Raw genomic sequence first — 15,602 nt, forward strand, 5'->3', positions numbered from 1 at the left:
GATAACAAAGTGCTTATTTACCTCGACGCGTTATGCTCACAACATGCCATTATTTCCGTGGCGCAAAAATGCCGGGCGCTGGTTTAAGCGTTCAAACCAGGCTTCAATGGCGGGCATCTCCGGATGCTCAAAGGGCGTCATCTTCCAGCGGTTAACCGACAATCCCAGCACCACATCCGCCAGGGTGAAGGTCTCCCCCGCCGCCCAGGCGCCGGTCTTCTGCAGCTGCTGCTCAAGGATGGCGACGCAGTGGTTCCACTCTTTAATTCCCGCGGCAATACGATGCGGATCATTGAAGTCAGGATTTTTGCGCCCCAGCGCAGGAACCACATACCGCCAGGCGTTGTTAAACTCCGAGGCCTGCCAGTCCATCCAGCGTTCAACGTTGGCGCAGGCCTGCGGTTCAACGGGGAGCAGATCTTCACGCCCGGTTTTACGTACCAGATAACGGCAGATAGCGTTGGATTCCCACAGCACGAAATCATCGTCGATTATCACAGGCACCATGGCGTTCGGGTTCAACTGGCGAAACTCATAGGTTTGGGTGGAGGCAAAGCCGCTGCCGTAATCTTCCTGCAAATAGTCCAGGCCCGCTTCTTCGCAGGTCCAGAGCACTTTGCGCACGTTGATGGAGGTGGTTTTGCCGAGGATTTTTAGCATGGTGCAGGTGTCCTTTTTATCAGCGTATAAGAACATTACAGCAGTTATGCAGGAAGTTTGGGGCAAAATTTGGTGGGGGAGTGGGGACATGCGGTCAGTCATTATTTATGTAATAGTGGAAATTCAATAGAAGTATTAAAAGGATTAATGATGAAAAAAGTATCGGGATTGTTATTTGCTTTAATGCTTGTGGGATGTTCCACGCCCGGTAAACCCGCTTTCTATTACCCCTGGACTCAGTACCGTACCGGCATTGATATTAACCTCCCTAAAGAGCCCAAATATGATGATTCCTTTCATGGAACCTTACGGCAGGATGATGATGGCGAATATGCCATGATAGTGATCTATAACGGCGGCAACGTCGTAAGCCAGTTCGGTTATGCCACCAAAAATACCCTTGAAAGCTGGATTAGCCTCTATTCCGGATTCCTGGCATGGGACCCAAAAGATACGGGAGCGAAAACCAGATTCACGGTTCCGGATACAGGGTCGTTGACGCGCAAAGAGTACGATATTGAATATCGCCTCGTTCAGGGGAAAAAACTTTTTGTCATCAACAAGCACAGCTCTGATGCCCTGTTCACCGATTTCTCTGAGATGTCGATGGATGAAGAGAACGTAGCCAGGGCGCTGAATGTCTACGAAAACCTGAGAACAGCGCTCAGATAGTCAGGCTGTTTAGTTTTCCACGTCGTTTTCTCCAGACTGGGCAGCGCTGCATCGGCCAGAGCGGTTTGCGGGATTTGTAGCGTCAGAAGCTCCCGTCCTGATGAAAATTCACGATTCAGGCACTATAACAAAACAGTCAGTGATAAAGTGCCAGACAAAGATCTCAGGAAATTATCAGAATGAAGATTGTTTTTGTGCCCGCTTTAATCGTGGTCCTGATTGATAAAGAGCAGGAGATGGGGCGGGAATTAACCCGGGAAGAGGTCGAGACGATCCGCGATGGCGCTACGGCTATCCGGCTGCCGGACGAGGCGGCCAACGATATGATCAGAGAGCGCGGCTATCGCGATATCAATCCTGAAAATGTCTGGCGCGAGTGGGTGGCGTACAAAGCAGGCTGACTCAATAACGTCAGGTCAGCCTGTCTGAGTGATAAAGCCTATTTCACCAGAGCAAACAGATCGTTTAACGATTCGCTCATGGTGGGGTGGGTAAAGATCTGATCCCGCAGCACCCTGTATGGCAGCCCGGCATCCATGACCGTTTTTACAATATTGATCACTTCATGCGAATCTGCGGCCAGTAACGATACGCCCAGTATCTGCTGAGTGTCATTATCGACCACGGCCTTCAGCATCCCCCGGGTATCGTTGATAACGCGCGCGCGCGGAATAGCCGCCACCGGCAGTGAGACCACCTGGATATTTTTCCCCAGCTCCCGCGCCTGTGCTTCCGTTAAGCCGATGCGGGACAGCGTTGGGGTCATAAATACCGAATAAGGGATGTTCACCCGATCATCCGTGGTACGCCTATCCTTACCCAACAGCTGATCGTGCACAATGCGGTAATCATCGAGGGAGACATAGGTAAACTGCGGCCCGCCAGTGACATCGCCCATCGCCCAGATGTGGTCTGTCGAGGTTTTTAGTCTCTTATCAACCCGGATGGCGCCACGCGCGTCCGTTAACACCCCGGCATTTTCCAGCTTCAGCTCCCCGGTTGCCGGGCGGCGTCCGGTGGCGACCAGCAGGACATCCATCGGACGATCCCCCTGCGGGGTGTGCAGGGTCACGCTGTCTCTGCTGCTGGTAACGGACTGCACTGACGCGTTCAGCTCTATGGTTACACCCTGATCCTGCAGGATAGTGGCGACGGCCGCGCTGATATCATCATCTTCACGGGCCAGAAATTTTGGTGCAGTTTCAAAGAGGGTGACCTTGCTACCAAACCGGGCAAACATGGAGGCGAACTCGACGCCGATATAGCCGCCACCAAGAATACCCAGACGTTCAGGCAGGCGGGTCAAATCCAGGATGCCGGTGCTGTCAACAATGCGCGGCCCGGCGATCAGACCCTCAATTTCCGGAAAACGGGCTTCAGCGCCGGTATTAATGAATATGCGGTCTGCGCTGAGTGTGCGGATCTCCTCCTGTGAGGTGATTTTTAACCTATGGGGATCGAGGAATTCCGCCTGCCCGTCAATAACGTCAACTGTCTCCAGAGTAGCCAGATTGAGATAGTTTTTTTCCCGCAGGAATTCAACCACTGACGCTTTACGCTGCGCGGCTTCACTGAAGTCAGTGGCCGTTTGCGCATCATGGACCAGCGCCTTAGTGGGTATACAGCCGATGTTAATGCAGGTGCCGCCATACATGGTTTTCGATTTTTCAACAATCGCCACACGCCAGCCCGCGCGGCCCAGCGCCGCTGCCAGCGTTTTGCCTGCTTTGCCAAAGCCAATAATGGCCGCCTGATAATGGTTCATGGTGTTCTCCGCTGTAGAGGCGTTAAAACGGTGCCCGCCTTCACTTACCATTCAACTGTGATTTTCCCGAAGTGCTTTCCGCCCGCAAGGTGGCTGAATGCTTCGCTGACAGAGGCCAGCCCTTCAAACCTGTCGGAGATGACGGGGCGGATCCCGGTCTGATTCAGCGCTCTGACAAACTCCTGCTGCATACGATTGCTGCCGACCACCAGCCCCTGGAGACGAGCCTGTTTCGCCATCAGCGCGGCGGTGGGGACAACGCCTTCCATACCCGTCAGGACGCCAATCAAGGCAATATGGCCGCCAATACGTACCGCTTGTATCGACTGCGCCAGCGTTCCCGGCCCGCCGAGCTCAATGACCACATCCGCCCCTCGGCCACCGGTGATCTCCTGGACCTTTTCACCCCACTGCGGCGTTGAGCGGTAATTGATAACGTGATCGGCGCCCAGCGCTTTCACCCGCGCCAGCTTTTCATCAGAAGAGGAGGTGACAATCACGTTCGCCCCCATACTTTTCGCTATCTGCAGGGCCGTAATGGAGACCCCGCCGGTCCCGAGGGTCAAAACCGTATCGCCCGCCTTTAATCCTGCATCCACCACCAGCGCGCGCCATGCCGTCAGACCAGAGGTGGTGAGCGTGGCGGCTTCAGCGTGACTCCAGCCGGCAGGCGCAAGGGTGAAATGCGAGGCAGGACGAACAACGTATTCCGCGGCAAACCCCTCGGCCCCATCCCCGGGCGTCTGCCCGAAATCACCGACGGCCTCCATGGCTGTCCCCTCTGTCCACTGGGGGAAAAAGGTGGATACAACCCTGTCGCCGGGCCTGAACTCAGTGACACCCTCGCCAGTCGCTTCAACCACACCTGCGCCGTCAGCCATCAGGATGCGCCGATCGGCGGTCGGAACTTTTCCGCTGGCGACGAGTAAGTCGTGGAAGTTTAAAGATGTGGCATGGATGGCCACGCGAATCTGACCGGGGCCAGGTTGTCCGGGGTCTGGCAGATCTTTCAACGCAATGTGATCGAGTCCACCGGGGGAATTCAGCACTATTGCCTTCATGGGTTATCGCTCCGGGTGAAAGACGGTTCAGCAACCGTCATGGTCATTAATGAAGGCCAGCATTCCAGGCTGGCCGCCGGGGTTACTGCAGATGGCTTCTGAGCTGGGAGGCCGCCTGGTTGATTGCCGTTCTTACTGCAGGCTCCTCGCTCAGGGCGTTTAACAGACCATAGTCATGGATTAAACCGTTATAGCGCGTGACGGTAACCGGCACGCCAGCCTTATCGAGCCTGCGTCCGAATGCTTCACCTTCGTCACGCAGCACGTCCAGCTCTGCGGTCTGAATAAGGGTGGGCGGCAGCCCCTGGAGTTCTTCAATCGTCGCGCGTAAAGGCGAGGCCAGAATAGAGCTTCGGTCTTTTTCGGAAGTGGTGTAGTTGTTCCAGAACCACTTCATCATGTTCCGGGTAAGAAAATAACCTTCAGCGAACTCATTATAGGAGGCGGTTTCGAAGTGCGCGTCCGTTACCGGCCACAGCATGACGTTATAACGAATCGCTGGGGTGTTAAATTGTTTTGCCTGCAGCGCGACGGCAGCGACCATATTGCCACCGACGCTATTTCCAGCTAGCGCCAGGCGTTTTCCGTCAACTCCGATTTCTGCGCCGTGTTCAGCCACCCATTTCGTGGCCTCATAAGCCTGCGTGATGGCAACAGGATAGTGCGATTCAGGCGATGGATCGTAATTGACGAAAACAGCCGCCGCGCCCGAAGCGTTTACCATATCCCGGACCAGCCGCTCGTGTGTTGGATAGTCTCCCAGCACCCAGCCACCCCCGTGAAAGAACATAAACACCGGCAGCGTTTGCCCCGCGGCATGTTCAGGTTTGACCACCGTCAGAGTCAGGGGCTTGCCCAGAACGGTAATCGTTTTTTCGCTGACCTGCGCCGGAGGAAGTTTTGCGCCTTGCTGGGCTGAAACCAGTACCTGACGCGCTTCCTGCGGGGTCAGGGCTTCCATCGGTTTTCCGCCGCTGCTGTTCAGCACCTTGAGAAATGCCGCAACCCCCTCAGTAGGCTCCGGTCTGTTCTGCACGGGGGCGCCCGATGCGGCGGTGATCTGCGTCGCTAATAACAAGGCACTGACGCTCAGTTTCGTTTTCATTATTTTTCCTGAGTTAAAGGTTGAAGGTGAATTTCCGATGAAACCTGTTGGTAACTCTGTTTCCTTTGGCATTACCCCTGAGAAGAGGAGGCGCGATAGCGCGCCGCCGGCACGTTGTGAGAAAAGTCGGCCATGATCGCCTGACGGGCCTGCTCCCACTGCTGGAGACGGCTTTCGTCATGCAGCGACGGGATGGTAATAAGCTCACCCCGCTGAAACCCGACCAGCGCCGCATTAACCATCTCTTCTGCCTGCATCACGATGCCCGGATCGAGCTGACTCAGCGGCAGGCCGCCGTTATCCCAGAACGGCGTGGCTGTTGCGCCGGGCAGTACGGCCTGAACCTGAATACCTTTGTCGGCTAATTCACGATGAAGAGAGCGGGTGAATGCCAGGACATAGGCTTTACTGCCGCCGTACACGCCATTCAGCACTTCAGGTGCGATACCTACGATAGAGGCAATATTGATGATGGCTCCCCGGCCACGCTTAACGAAGCCCGGCACCACCGCGTAGGTCAGCCGGGTAAGGGCGACAACGTTCAGGTTGATCATGCTGGTCATCTGCTCAACGTTACTGTCAACGAGCTGAGTATGCGTGCCCATTCCGGCGTTATTCACCAGCAGCGTGATGCTCGCGTCACTGCGAAGCCGCTCCTCAAGGGCCGCCAGTTGCTGAGTATCGTTCAGGTCGGCCGCCATAACCTCCACGTTACGGGCGCTGTCGGCGGTGATATGGCTTGCCATCTGATTAAGCCGGTTATGATTGCGGGCAACAATGATCAGGTCGTAACCCATTCTTGCAAGCCGGGCTGCATACAGCGCGCCCATTCCGGTTGATGCGCCCGTGACGACTGCCGTTCCTTTCGCTGAATCACTCATTTAATTAACCTCGATAGGGTGTATGGGATGCATTGAGATTACGTGAAGTCGCCAGAGAGAAAATGACGTAAAGGGGCACGATTTCGGACATCGTTGAAGGTGCGTTGATAAATCGGACAAACGCCGGTTGGATGTCAAAAATTAACGTCTTGCCTGATGATTCATTTTTTTGGTAAATCTTTTGCGTAAGAAAATAATGACAACCGGCGTCGACACAGAGGTGCTATTAACCCGCAATTGATAAGGGTTATTAAGACGTTACTGATAGAGGATTAATTACATGCATCGGGTCGGGCTCCTTATTACCGAACAGTTTCAGTCCCTGGCGTTATCGACGCTGACTATTTTTGAGTTTGCTAACCTGGTGTTAGGCGAACCCTTCTATCAGTGCACCGTCTATTCAGAAAAGGGGGGAGAAGTTGCGTCTTCTTACGGAATAAGCGTCATCAGCCAGCCTCTGTCAGAAGAGACCCCGGTAGATACCTGGCTTGTAGGGGGCGTACTGACGCCCGTGACCTTACCCGCCACAGCGGGCGTGGTACATTTTTTACAAACTCACGCCAGCTGCGCGCGCCGTATCGCCGGTATTTGTACCGGCGCCTTCGTGCTGGCGCAGGCCGGGCTGCTGCAGGAGAAGCGCGCCACCACGCACTGGGCTTATACGCATAGTCTGAAGGTTCTGCACCCGACCATAAGAACAGAAGACGACCTGATCTACATTATCGACGATCGGATCTGGACGTCTGCGGGCATGACCGCCGGGTTTGATATGGTCCTGGCCATGGTTGAAAAAGATCATGGTACCGAAATCGCACGTAATATCGCGCACCGTATGGTCATGAACCAGCGCCGGACAGGTGGGCAGCGCCAGCATTCGGAACTGCTGGCGCTCTCTCCTAAAAGCGACCGCCTGCAGATGGCGATTGAGTATGTCCGGCAAAATCTGAGCAAAACGCTGACCGTTGAACACCTTGCACATGCCGTACATTTGAGCGCCCGTCAGCTCAATCGCCTGTTTTTAAACGAGACGGGTAAATCCCCGGCGCGCGTTATAGAACGATTACGGCTTGAGGCTGCACGGCTGATGATTGAGAAGAGCCGCCTTCCGCTGGAGGTAATCGCCCGTGAATCTGGCTTCCGGGACCGGCGTCATATGCGCAATGTCTTTATGCGCGGATATGGTATCCCCCCTCAATCACTCCGTACAGGCAAGAGCGCGTTGCTATCCTGATGTTCGGCCATGCCGGCTACTTTCCGTAGCAGCGGCGACGCACCGAACCTGGTTAAAGGCGGCTGCTCCTGTGTTTTCCCTGCGCGCACTGTGCCACGCCAGCAGCGCCAGCCCAAGGGCTATCACCGACAGCAGCGCACCCGCCCAGTTAGGGGAGGCCAGACCAAACCCGGCGGCAATGGTGGCCCCACCGGCCCAGGCGCCCAGCGCATTCCCCAGGTTAAACATACCGATATTGACTGAGGCTGCCATGGTGGGGGCGCCCGCATGACTGGCGCGATCCATTACCAGTTTCTGAATGGGTGACACCGTAGCAAACCCAAACGCTGCCATCAGGAATACGCAGGCCGCAGCGATAATCTGATTGTCCACGCTGAACCAAAAGACCAGCAGAACCACGGCCTGCGCCGCAAGGGTGATGAACAGGGTGCCAAACAGCGAACGGTCCGCGAAGCGCCCGCCGATCCCGTTTCCGACGGCCAGCCCAAGACCAAACAGCACCATCAGCCACGCCACGCCGCTGGCGGAAAAGCCCGCTTCCTCGACCATCATCGGCGCGATATAGGTAATAGAGGTGAAAAACGCTGCCGGACCAAAGACGGTGATGCCCATCACCAGCAGCACCTGCGGATCAACAAAGGCGCGCAGTTCCGTTTTCAGGGCGATGGCTTGTCCTTTCTCAATGCGAGGCACCAGCAGAGCAATACTGACCATCGTCAGCAGGCCGATCCCGGCGATAATCCAGAACACCAGTCGCCAGCTAAAGGTCTGCGCAAGCCAGGTACCCACCGGCACGCCCAGCAGATTCGCCAGCGTCAGCCCGGAAAACATAAAGGCGATGGCGCTGGCCTGGCGTCCGGGCGCCACCAGCGAGGCGGCGATGATTGAGCCAATGCCAAAAAATGCGCCGTGATTGAACGAGGTGATCACTCTGCCCACGACCGCCAGCGCCAGCGTGGGGGCAACCGCCGTCAAAATGTTACCGAGGGTGAAGACCATTGCCAGCACGATCAGCATGGTTTTGCGCGGCACTTTCGCTCCGAGCACGGTCATCAGTGGCGCACCGACAAAAACCCCCAGCGCGTAAGAGGTGGCCATCAACCCGGCTGAGGGAATAGTGACGTCAAATTCAGCGGCGATTTGCGGCAGGATCCCGGCGATGACAAATTCGGTGAGACCGATCCCGAATGCGCCGACGGCGAGGGCGAAAAGTGCGATGGGCATAGCAACTCCATTAATGGTTGTATGGTTAATTTTATTAAGTAGAATCGAGTATATTCGTACTTTTATTCTGTTATCGAGGCTGTATGAGCGAGTTTGATAAAGAAAAAGATGGTGTTAAGCCGATGAGGCATAAACCTGCGGAACTGGATGCGATTGACCGAAAAATATTAAGCGCGCTGGCCGAGGATGCCGGGCGGAGTTACGTCGAGTTGAGCGAGATCGTACATCTTTCGGCCCCGGCGGTGCACGACCGGGTGAAGCGGCTGAAGCGTGACGGGGTGATTAAAGGCACCGTGGCGGTACTGGATGGTTGCAAACTCGGCCGGACGCTGTTGACGTTTCTGGTCATTGATACCAGCAGCTATCAGGCAACCCGGGCGCTGCTGCAGTTCACCAGCCGCAAAGAGGTGGAGGAGCTGCATACCGTTGCGGGCGATGGCTGCGTGCTGATTAAGGTGAGGGCGGCAGACACCGAATCGCTGGAAGACTTCCTGATGGAAATTCAGAGTGTGGAAGGTGTCCGCTCCGTGCGCAGCTATATAGCGCTGTCCACCTTCCTTGAGCGGGGGCCGTCTCCGGACTGAACAGGGTGGATCTACCGTGACCTGTTTCAGCCCGTAGCGGTGGCGATCAGCGATGACTTTAATTTATCAATAAACATACTGACCCGCAGAGGAAGGTAACGTGTTGTTGGCAGTACGGCCCAGACCGATAGCGCCTGCGGCCTGACATCAGAAAAATTAATCTCAACAAGCGTGCCTTCGCGGAGCTCTTTCATGACATCCCAGCGGGTAAGCTGCGCAATGCCCAGTCCGTGAGAACACAGTTCTCTTATTCCTTCGACGTTGTCGGAGCTGAAACGCCCATCAACACCGATCCTGATAACGTCACCATCACGTTCAAACAGCCATTGAGGCACGCTGCTGAGCCTGAGACAGCTGTGCTTCAGTAAATCTTCAACAAAATGAGGTACGCCATTCGCCTGCAGGTAATCGGGTGAAGCGCAGACGATCCGCGGATTATCAGTAATTTTGCGGGCGATGAGCGTTGAGTCTTTTAATGGCGCGATGCGGATGGCAACATCGAACCCTTTCCCAACAATATCAACTACATTCTCGCTGAGTTGAAGGTCAATATTCAGCTTTGGATTGTCCGCTAACAGTTCAGAAACAAGAGGCAAAATATTTCGTCTTCCGAATCCTGATGGGGCAGTGATCCTCAATAATCCAGCCGCGCCCTGGGTTGAGGGAGAGAATAGCGCCCGGGCCCCCGACTCTGCATCAATAAGCGCCCGGGCGTAAGGCAGAAATTCCATTCCTTCCTGAGTTAAAGAAACAGAGCGCGTCGTTCGCTGTAAAAGGCGCGTTCCCAGCTCGTGTTCAAGGGAGGCGAGGCGTCTTGAAACTGCCATGGCGGAAACGCCCTGTTGTTTCGCTGCCTGAGTCAGACTGCGCGTTTCGGTGATAACGAGAAAGAGTGAAACATCCTGCAAATTCATAGCGGCTCCGGTATCAGAATCAGCGCAAATGTTATCCATCGGCCATCGGGATTATAACGATAATCGTTATGCAACCTTATCATTTTGCCCCGTTTAAGCCCGGTTAAACAATGATTATAGTGCGCTCACGATTTAATTAATCAGGAGTAACTTATGAACAGATCATCCCTTTTTACCCCGGGGCATATTGGAAAGGTTGTCTTAAAAAACCGTCTGGTCGTGGCGCCCATGACCCGTGTCACCGCCTCAGAGGAGGGTATCGCCAGCGAACGTATGAAGTTTTACTACGAAGACTTCGCCCGGGGTGGATTCGGCCTGGTGATATCAGAAGGTATTTACATTGATAAGAAATGGTCACAGACCTATGCCTTTCAGGCTGGCTTAACCAGCCCGGAACAGATTGCGGGATGGCGCAACGTCACCGACGCAGTCCACAAGCAGAAAGGCCGTATTTTTGCCCAAATCCAGCACGCTGGCGCATTGTCGCAGGGGAACTACTTCAGGACGGGAACAGTGGCACCAGGCGCCGTGCGTCCATCGGGCCAACAGATGTCATTTTATCGTGGGGAAGGTCAGTATCCTGTACCACGTGAACTCAGTGAAGAGGAGATCCAGGAGATTATTAAAAGCTTTGCCGATGCGGCTGCCTATGCCGTGTTCGACGCTGGCTTTGATGGTGTGGAGATCCATGGCGCAAATGGCTATCTCCTCGATCAGTTCTTCACGGATTACACCAACCCGCGATCTGACCGCTGGGGCGGTAACATCGCTGGTCGCCTTCAACTCAGCCTTGAGGTCATCGGGTCTGTCAGAGATCGGGTAGGCAGGGATACTCCGATCGGGATCCGTATCTCTCAGGGAAAAGTGAACGACTTCTTCCATAAATGGGCTAACGGGGAAGACGATGCCCGGGTGGTATTTTCGCTGCTTGCGCAATCCGGTATCGATTATCTGCACCTGACGGAGTATGAAGCCTGGCAGCCAGCATTTGCTGATAACCCGCTCTCACTGGTCGAACTGGCCCGTAAATATGCGCCACAGCTGACGATTATGGCTAATGGCAGTCTCCACGATGAGGCGCGGGCAATACAGGTCATGGAGACGGGAGCCGATTTCATTGCCCTTGGGCGCGGCGCGCTGGCAAATCACGACTGGCCTGAGCGTGTTGCCGCAGGCCGAACCTTACGCGAATTTGATAGTGCGATCCTGGGCCCCATTGCCAATATTAAAGATTCTGAGCTTTCTCTCTGAACCTCCAGCCCCGGCGCGCGTTCCGGGGTATTTTCGTGATTCTATTTATTTTTAGATGCCGTCAAAAACGTCAGCGCCCCCGCGCTCAGCAGTAAAATGCTGCTCATGCCAAAGGTGCTCTGCCAGCCCAGGCGATCAAATACCATGCCGCCCATCGTGGAGCCCAGGGCAATGGAGAGCTGAATGACCGCCACCATCAGCCCGCCGCCGGCCTCTGCATCGTCGGGCAGGGTACGGGCAATCCACGACCACCATCCGGTTGGCGCTGCCGTTGCCAGCAGCCCCCATAATCCCAGCAGCAGGGCGACGATCCACAGGCTGTGCCCGGTCAGGATTAGCATTCCGGCGATGGCGGCCATCAGCAGCGGGATAGCAATTAACGTCAGGTAAAATCGCGCATTTAACAAGGGGGCAATAATCAGCGTGCCGACAAAACCCGCGATACCGATGGTGAGAAGCGTCAGCGATAAGCCGGAGGCGCTCACGTGGGTGACGCTCTCCAGAAACGGGCGCACGTAAGTGAATAATGCAAACTGCCCCATAAAGAACAGACCGCAGGCAAAGAGCCCAACGGAAATAACCGGCTGACGGAATAACCGTAATACCGTCCCGCGCGATGGCTGATTATTCTCCATCCCCGGCAGGCTAATGCATTGCCAGATGAACGCCACAACCGCAACCGGAACCAGGCACAGGAAGGCGCCGCGCCAGCCGATGGTTGCTCCGAGATAGCTGCCGAGCGGGGCGGCCACCACCGTCGCCAGCGCGTTTCCGCCGTTGAAAATCGCCAGCGCGCGGGAGACCCGATGCGGCGGCACAAGGCGCATGGCCGTTGCCGCAGACAGCGACCAGAACCCGCCGATCGCGATCCCAATCAGGGCCCGCCCGGCCATGTAGACCAGGTAGCTGGAGGCGAGGGCGATAACGAGCCCCGACACCGCCATCAGTGTCGTCATGCCCAGCAGGAGCGTTTTACGGTTGATCCGCCCGGCAAGCTGAGCGAGGCTCAGGCTGGTCAGTACCGCCAGCGCGCCAGAAATGGCAATGCCCTGGCCTGCCAGCCCTTCGGTTACGCCCAGGTCGTGGGCAATGGGGGTAAGCAGGCTGACCGGCATAAATTCCGAGGCGATCAGGAGAAAGACGCACAGGGTCATGGCAAAAATACCGCCCCAGTACGCACGCTCGTTACTTTGTGTGGTTTGGCTCAGTGCAGACATATTCAGATTCACGAAGGGGAGACGTAAAGCCACCCGTCAGGGACGGGCGGCCTCGGGGGTTATTTCAGGCTGGTTTTAAAGAACTGCTCAAACTGAGCAAAGGGGATCTTACCGGCAGCGTTGTCGTATAAGTCCACGTGGTTGGCGCCTGGCACCACCACCAGCTCTTTTTGTTTACTGCCGACGGCTTTGAACGCGTCTTCAGCAAAGTAGCGTGAATGCGCCTTTTCACCGGTGACGATGAGCGTCGGAATAGTGATTTCGCTGGCGTAACTCAGCAGCGGCATATTCATAAACGACAACGGCATGGTCGCAGTCCAGGCGCCGGTAGAGTTCACGGAACGCTCATGGAAACCACGCGGCATCCGGTAGTAATCAAAGAACTCCTTCAGCACCGGATGCGGGTCCGCCGGTAATGCCTCCGGCAGAATGCGCTCAGCCGCGGTCGCTTTGCCGTTCTCGACAGAAATATCGTGCCCGGCATGCGCAAAGGTGCCACTCTCCGCGTCCTTCCAGCGCTGTTCGTTCAGATACTGCAGCACGGCATGGCGATCGGCGGCAGAGTAACGATCTTTGCCATCACCCACGCCGTGGCCCATCGCCCGGCTCATGTCATACATCACGCTGGTGGCGACCGCTTTCACGCGGGTATCCATAGAGGCGGCATTCAACGCCATGCCGCCCCAGCCGCAGATGCCGAGGATGCCGATCCGGTTACGATCCACCTCTTTTTGTAACCCGAGGAAATCCACTGCCGCGCTAAAGTCCTCGGTGTTGATATCAGGGGAGGCGACATTACGCGGCTGGCCGCCGCTTTCACCGGTGTACGAGGGGTCGAAGGCCAGAGTCACAAAGCCATTCTCCGCCAGGGTCTGCGCGTAAAGACCGCTGGACTGCTCTTTCACCGCGCCAAACGGACCGCTAACCGCAATTGCTGCCAGCTTGCGGTCTCCACGGTCTTTCGGTAGATAGAGATCGCCCACCAGGGTGATGCCATAGCGGGTCTGGAAGGTCACCTTTCGGTGATCGACCTTGTTGCTCTCGGCAAAGGTTTTGTCCCATTTTGTCACCATCGATACGGGGGCGTTAGGATTGGTGGTCTCTGCATAACTCATTGTCGTAACTCCACTTAAAGATGCGCATAGCAGCATTGCAGGTATAGCCGCTGCCAGTTTTCCAGTGAACGTTTTCATATAAGAGGTACCGTGCTGTGTTGTGGTGAGGCCAGTATAGTCAGCAGAAATAGTGCTGATTAGGGGGCCAAAGCTGCTAGGATTCATACCATATTGTTATAAATTGGACGGGGCGTAATGGCGAAGCGAGAAAACTACAACGAGCTGTATCTGTTTATGCAGGTGGTGCGGGAGGGGAGCTTCACCGCCGCAGCCCAACGGCTTGCGCTGGCTCAGTCGGGGATCAGCCGCTCGGTACGCGAACTGGAGGAGAGGCTGGGCGTGCAGCTGCTGGTGCGCACCACCCGCAGGCTCTCCCTGACCCAGGCGGGGGAGCAACTCTACCAGGCGACAGAATCTGCCTTTGATGCGCTGGATAGCGGGCTTGCTACCCTCGCGCATTATCGCGAGACCCCCTCCGGTACGGTGCGCATCAATGCCAGCCAGCATGCCATTGATAAATGCCTGCTGCCGAAGCTGGCGGTGTTTAAACAGCGCTACCCGGATATCCGGCTGGAGCTGATGAACGAGAGCCGCTTCGTCGATATCATCGCCGAGCGGTTCGATGCCGGTGTCCGGCTGGGGCCGGAAGTTGGGCCGGGGATGATCGCCACGCGTATTACCCCCGATATGGAGATGGCGGTGGTGGGTACGCCCGATCATTTCCGCCGTTACGGTTTTCCCCAGACCCCCGCTGATTTAGCCGCTCACCCCTGCATTGCCTATCAGTTTGCCGACGGTAGTCTCTACCAGTGGGAACTCGTTCAGGACGGTAAGAGCATCAGGCATCGCCCCGAGGGGCAGTGGGCTTTGTCCGACAGCTATATGGAGGCCGAAGCCGCCCGGCTCGGTCTGGGGCTGGCCTACGTGCCGGTAGAGCTGGTGGCGGATGATTTAGAGCGCGGCCTGTTGATCAGAGTGCTACAGCGCTACAGCCTGCGTATGGACGGATTGTTCCTTTATTATCCCCATCGTAAGGTGTCGCCCGCCCTGAGAGTGGTGATCGATACGCTGAGAATATAGCGTTGCGGTCGGGCACGCGAGGTGCCTTCCACGCTCCTTTCTGGAAGGCGCCTCGCAAACCTTAAAGTAACCCTGTGTAATTAAGGGCAAAGTCTTTCGTTAAGGTTATCAGGATCGTAAAGTGACGGCGTTGCGGCACGTCTGCAATCGGGCGTAGGAACCCGTATTCTACATAGCGATATTTATGTCGCGGCAGCGTCTGTCTCTTCAAACTCACGGTGGCGCTGGCGGAGCAGCCGTAAGGCTGGCCGTTTTCTATGTGGCGGTATTCCTACCTCCGTCAGCGCTACCCCCCGAGCGTAGGAACTTACGGGGTGGTTAACAAACTACATGTAGAGGATGTTTATTATGACTACTGTCCCAACCCTGACTTACCTCCAGTCTGACGAAAGCGTTATTCAGCAACTTATTGCCCAGCCGGTTCCGGCTGAGGCGAACCTTTTCGAAACCGCCGATCGTAGCGCCGCGCTGGTCAGCGTGCTGCTGGAAACCGGAGATACCGCAACGCACGGTGTACTCTGTGAACGCCTGCTGCAAAGCCTCCGCCAGCTGCGGACACTCTGCGATGCCGACCTTCCGCCGCACCTGATTGAGCAATTAATCGTGGGGGAAAAACTTACTTCCTGCGTACCGGACTGCTGGCAGGACACAGCCATTCAGGTGGACCATGCCCTGGCCCTGACGCAGGCGATTATGGGGGGGACACTACCTGCCAGCGTGGCGAAAGAGCTGACCGGGCTGCTGCACGATCTGGTCTGGCTGCTGGCCGAGTTTGTGAAGGAGCCCTGTATTACGGCGCACTGATTGCAGGCAATGTCATTAAGGGGCGCTGAGCCCCTTTG

The 15,602-nt window shown here is 56.0% G+C and carries 16 protein-coding genes; 7 read left to right on the forward strand and 9 right to left on the reverse strand.

Annotated features, from left to right (window positions below; all coding sequences use genetic code 11):
- Positions 1 to 36 precede the first annotated feature (36 nt).
- Positions 37 to 660, reverse strand: a complete 624-nt coding sequence (locus tag MXM41_RS00875) for a glutathione S-transferase family protein (RefSeq protein WP_325929332.1) — start codon at positions 658 to 660, stop codon at positions 37 to 39.
- 150 nt (positions 661 to 810) lie between these two features.
- Here MXM41_RS00875 and MXM41_RS00880 point away from each other — a divergent pair, with 150 nt between their 5' ends.
- Positions 811 to 1,332 carry a hypothetical protein gene (locus MXM41_RS00880; protein ID WP_325929333.1) on the forward strand — a complete coding sequence of 174 codons (522 nt, stop codon included), beginning with the start codon at positions 811 to 813 and terminating at the stop codon, positions 1,330 to 1,332.
- 179 nt (positions 1,333 to 1,511) lie between these two features.
- On the forward strand, positions 1,512 to 1,733 hold the full coding sequence (locus tag MXM41_RS00885) for a hypothetical protein (protein WP_325929334.1): 222 nt from the start codon (positions 1,512 to 1,514) through the stop codon (positions 1,731 to 1,733).
- A gap of 38 nt (positions 1,734 to 1,771) precedes the next feature.
- Here the strand turns inward: MXM41_RS00885 and rclA are convergent, their stop codons facing one another.
- The 4 genes from rclA to MXM41_RS00905 all read right to left on the reverse strand — a co-directional run bounded on the left by rclA (position 1,772) and on the right by MXM41_RS00905 (position 6,144).
- The gene (gene rclA / locus MXM41_RS00890; protein ID WP_325929335.1) at positions 1,772 to 3,097 is read right to left on the reverse strand and encodes a reactive chlorine resistance oxidoreductase RclA; all 1,326 of its coding nucleotides are present in this window, start codon (positions 3,095 to 3,097) and stop codon (positions 1,772 to 1,774) included.
- A 44-nt stretch (positions 3,098 to 3,141) separates the two neighbouring features.
- Complete coding sequence (locus tag MXM41_RS00895; RefSeq protein ID WP_325929336.1) at positions 3,142 to 4,158, reverse strand: NAD(P)-dependent alcohol dehydrogenase; 1,017 nt, start codon at positions 4,156 to 4,158, stop codon at positions 3,142 to 3,144.
- Between the two features lie 82 nt (positions 4,159 to 4,240).
- A complete protein-coding gene (locus MXM41_RS00900) occupies positions 4,241 to 5,263 on the reverse strand; it encodes an alpha/beta hydrolase (protein WP_325929337.1) in 1,023 nt (340 codons plus the stop codon).
- Positions 5,264 to 5,334: 71 nt separating this feature from the next.
- Positions 5,335 to 6,144, reverse strand: a complete 810-nt coding sequence (locus tag MXM41_RS00905; protein ID WP_325929338.1) for an SDR family oxidoreductase — start codon at positions 6,142 to 6,144, stop codon at positions 5,335 to 5,337.
- A 280-nt stretch (positions 6,145 to 6,424) separates the two neighbouring features.
- Between MXM41_RS00905 and MXM41_RS00910 the strand changes: the two genes are divergently transcribed.
- A complete protein-coding gene (locus MXM41_RS00910; protein WP_325929339.1) occupies positions 6,425 to 7,375 on the forward strand; it encodes a GlxA family transcriptional regulator in 951 nt (316 codons plus the stop codon).
- On the opposite strand, the gene MXM41_RS00915 is transcribed toward MXM41_RS00910, so the two are convergent.
- On the reverse strand, positions 7,367 to 8,599 hold the full coding sequence (locus MXM41_RS00915; RefSeq protein ID WP_325929340.1) for an MFS transporter: 1,233 nt from the start codon (positions 8,597 to 8,599) through the stop codon (positions 7,367 to 7,369). The genes MXM41_RS00910 and MXM41_RS00915 overlap by 9 nt on opposite strands.
- Positions 8,600 to 8,682: 83 nt before the next feature.
- Between MXM41_RS00915 and MXM41_RS00920 the strand changes: the two genes are divergently transcribed.
- On the forward strand, positions 8,683 to 9,183 hold the full coding sequence (locus tag MXM41_RS00920) for an Lrp/AsnC family transcriptional regulator (protein ID WP_325929341.1): 501 nt from the start codon (positions 8,683 to 8,685) through the stop codon (positions 9,181 to 9,183).
- Positions 9,184 to 9,209: 26 nt separating this feature from the next.
- On the opposite strand, the gene MXM41_RS00925 is transcribed toward MXM41_RS00920, so the two are convergent.
- Positions 9,210 to 10,097 carry a LysR family transcriptional regulator gene (locus MXM41_RS00925; protein ID WP_325929342.1) on the reverse strand — a complete coding sequence of 296 codons (888 nt, stop codon included), beginning with the start codon at positions 10,095 to 10,097 and terminating at the stop codon, positions 9,210 to 9,212.
- A 153-nt stretch (positions 10,098 to 10,250) separates the two neighbouring features.
- Here MXM41_RS00925 and MXM41_RS00930 point away from each other — a divergent pair, with 153 nt between their 5' ends.
- Entirely contained in the window at positions 10,251 to 11,348 is a 1,098-nt protein-coding gene (locus tag MXM41_RS00930) for an NADH:flavin oxidoreductase (RefSeq protein ID WP_325929343.1), read from the forward strand.
- 41 nt (positions 11,349 to 11,389) lie between these two features.
- Here the strand turns inward: MXM41_RS00930 and MXM41_RS00935 are convergent, their stop codons facing one another.
- The gene (locus MXM41_RS00935; protein ID WP_325929344.1) at positions 11,390 to 12,565 is read right to left on the reverse strand and encodes an MFS transporter; all 1,176 of its coding nucleotides are present in this window, start codon (positions 12,563 to 12,565) and stop codon (positions 11,390 to 11,392) included.
- 59 nt (positions 12,566 to 12,624) lie between these two features.
- Entirely contained in the window at positions 12,625 to 13,758 is a 1,134-nt protein-coding gene (locus MXM41_RS00940; protein ID WP_325929345.1) for an alpha/beta hydrolase, read from the reverse strand.
- A gap of 117 nt (positions 13,759 to 13,875) precedes the next feature.
- Here MXM41_RS00940 and MXM41_RS00945 point away from each other — a divergent pair, with 117 nt between their 5' ends.
- Both MXM41_RS00945 and MXM41_RS00950 read left to right on the forward strand, forming a co-directional pair.
- Positions 13,876 to 14,760, forward strand: coding sequence for a LysR family transcriptional regulator (locus MXM41_RS00945; RefSeq protein ID WP_325929346.1), 885 nt, complete (start codon positions 13,876 to 13,878; stop codon positions 14,758 to 14,760).
- 348 nt (positions 14,761 to 15,108) lie between these two features.
- Positions 15,109 to 15,564, forward strand: a complete 456-nt coding sequence (locus MXM41_RS00950) for a hypothetical protein (RefSeq protein ID WP_325929348.1) — start codon at positions 15,109 to 15,111, stop codon at positions 15,562 to 15,564.
- Positions 15,565 to 15,602 lie beyond the last annotated feature (38 nt).

Origin of the sequence: Leclercia adecarboxylata (assembly GCF_035787115.1) — a bacterium.
Classification (GTDB): domain Bacteria; phylum Pseudomonadota; class Gammaproteobacteria; order Enterobacterales; family Enterobacteriaceae; genus Enterobacter; species Enterobacter adecarboxylatus_E.

Bases quoted from the DNA above. Each gene is read 5' to 3' on its own strand.
- MXM41_RS00880 (WP_325929333.1), top strand. From the start codon at position 811: ATGAAAAAAGTATCGGGATTGTTATTTGCTTTAATGCTTGTGGGATGT.
- MXM41_RS00905 (WP_325929338.1), bottom strand. From the start codon at position 6,144: ATGAGTGATTCAGCGAAAGGAACGGCAGTCGTCACGGGCGCATCAACC.
- MXM41_RS00885 (WP_325929334.1), top strand. From the start codon at position 1,512: ATGAAGATTGTTTTTGTGCCCGCTTTAATCGTGGTCCTGATTGATAAA.
- MXM41_RS00945 (WP_325929346.1), top strand. From the start codon at position 13,876: ATGGCGAAGCGAGAAAACTACAACGAGCTGTATCTGTTTATGCAGGTG.
- MXM41_RS00910 (WP_325929339.1), top strand. From the start codon at position 6,425: ATGCATCGGGTCGGGCTCCTTATTACCGAACAGTTTCAGTCCCTGGCG.
- MXM41_RS00940 (WP_325929345.1), bottom strand. From the start codon at position 13,758: ATGAAAACGTTCACTGGAAAACTGGCAGCGGCTATACCTGCAATGCTG.
- MXM41_RS00875 (WP_325929332.1), bottom strand. From the start codon at position 660: ATGCTAAAAATCCTCGGCAAAACCACCTCCATCAACGTGCGCAAAGTG.
- MXM41_RS00900 (WP_325929337.1), bottom strand. From the start codon at position 5,263: ATGAAAACGAAACTGAGCGTCAGTGCCTTGTTATTAGCGACGCAGATC.
- MXM41_RS00930 (WP_325929343.1), top strand. From the start codon at position 10,251: ATGAACAGATCATCCCTTTTTACCCCGGGGCATATTGGAAAGGTTGTC.
- MXM41_RS00935 (WP_325929344.1), bottom strand. From the start codon at position 12,565: ATGTCTGCACTGAGCCAAACCACACAAAGTAACGAGCGTGCGTACTGG.
- MXM41_RS00950 (WP_325929348.1), top strand. From the start codon at position 15,109: ATGACTACTGTCCCAACCCTGACTTACCTCCAGTCTGACGAAAGCGTT.
- MXM41_RS00920 (WP_325929341.1), top strand. From the start codon at position 8,683: ATGAGCGAGTTTGATAAAGAAAAAGATGGTGTTAAGCCGATGAGGCAT.
- rclA (WP_325929335.1), bottom strand. From the start codon at position 3,097: ATGAACCATTATCAGGCGGCCATTATTGGCTTTGGCAAAGCAGGCAAA.
- MXM41_RS00915 (WP_325929340.1), bottom strand. From the start codon at position 8,599: ATGCCCATCGCACTTTTCGCCCTCGCCGTCGGCGCATTCGGGATCGGT.
- MXM41_RS00925 (WP_325929342.1), bottom strand. From the start codon at position 10,097: ATGAATTTGCAGGATGTTTCACTCTTTCTCGTTATCACCGAAACGCGC.
- MXM41_RS00895 (WP_325929336.1), bottom strand. From the start codon at position 4,158: ATGAAGGCAATAGTGCTGAATTCCCCCGGTGGACTCGATCACATTGCG.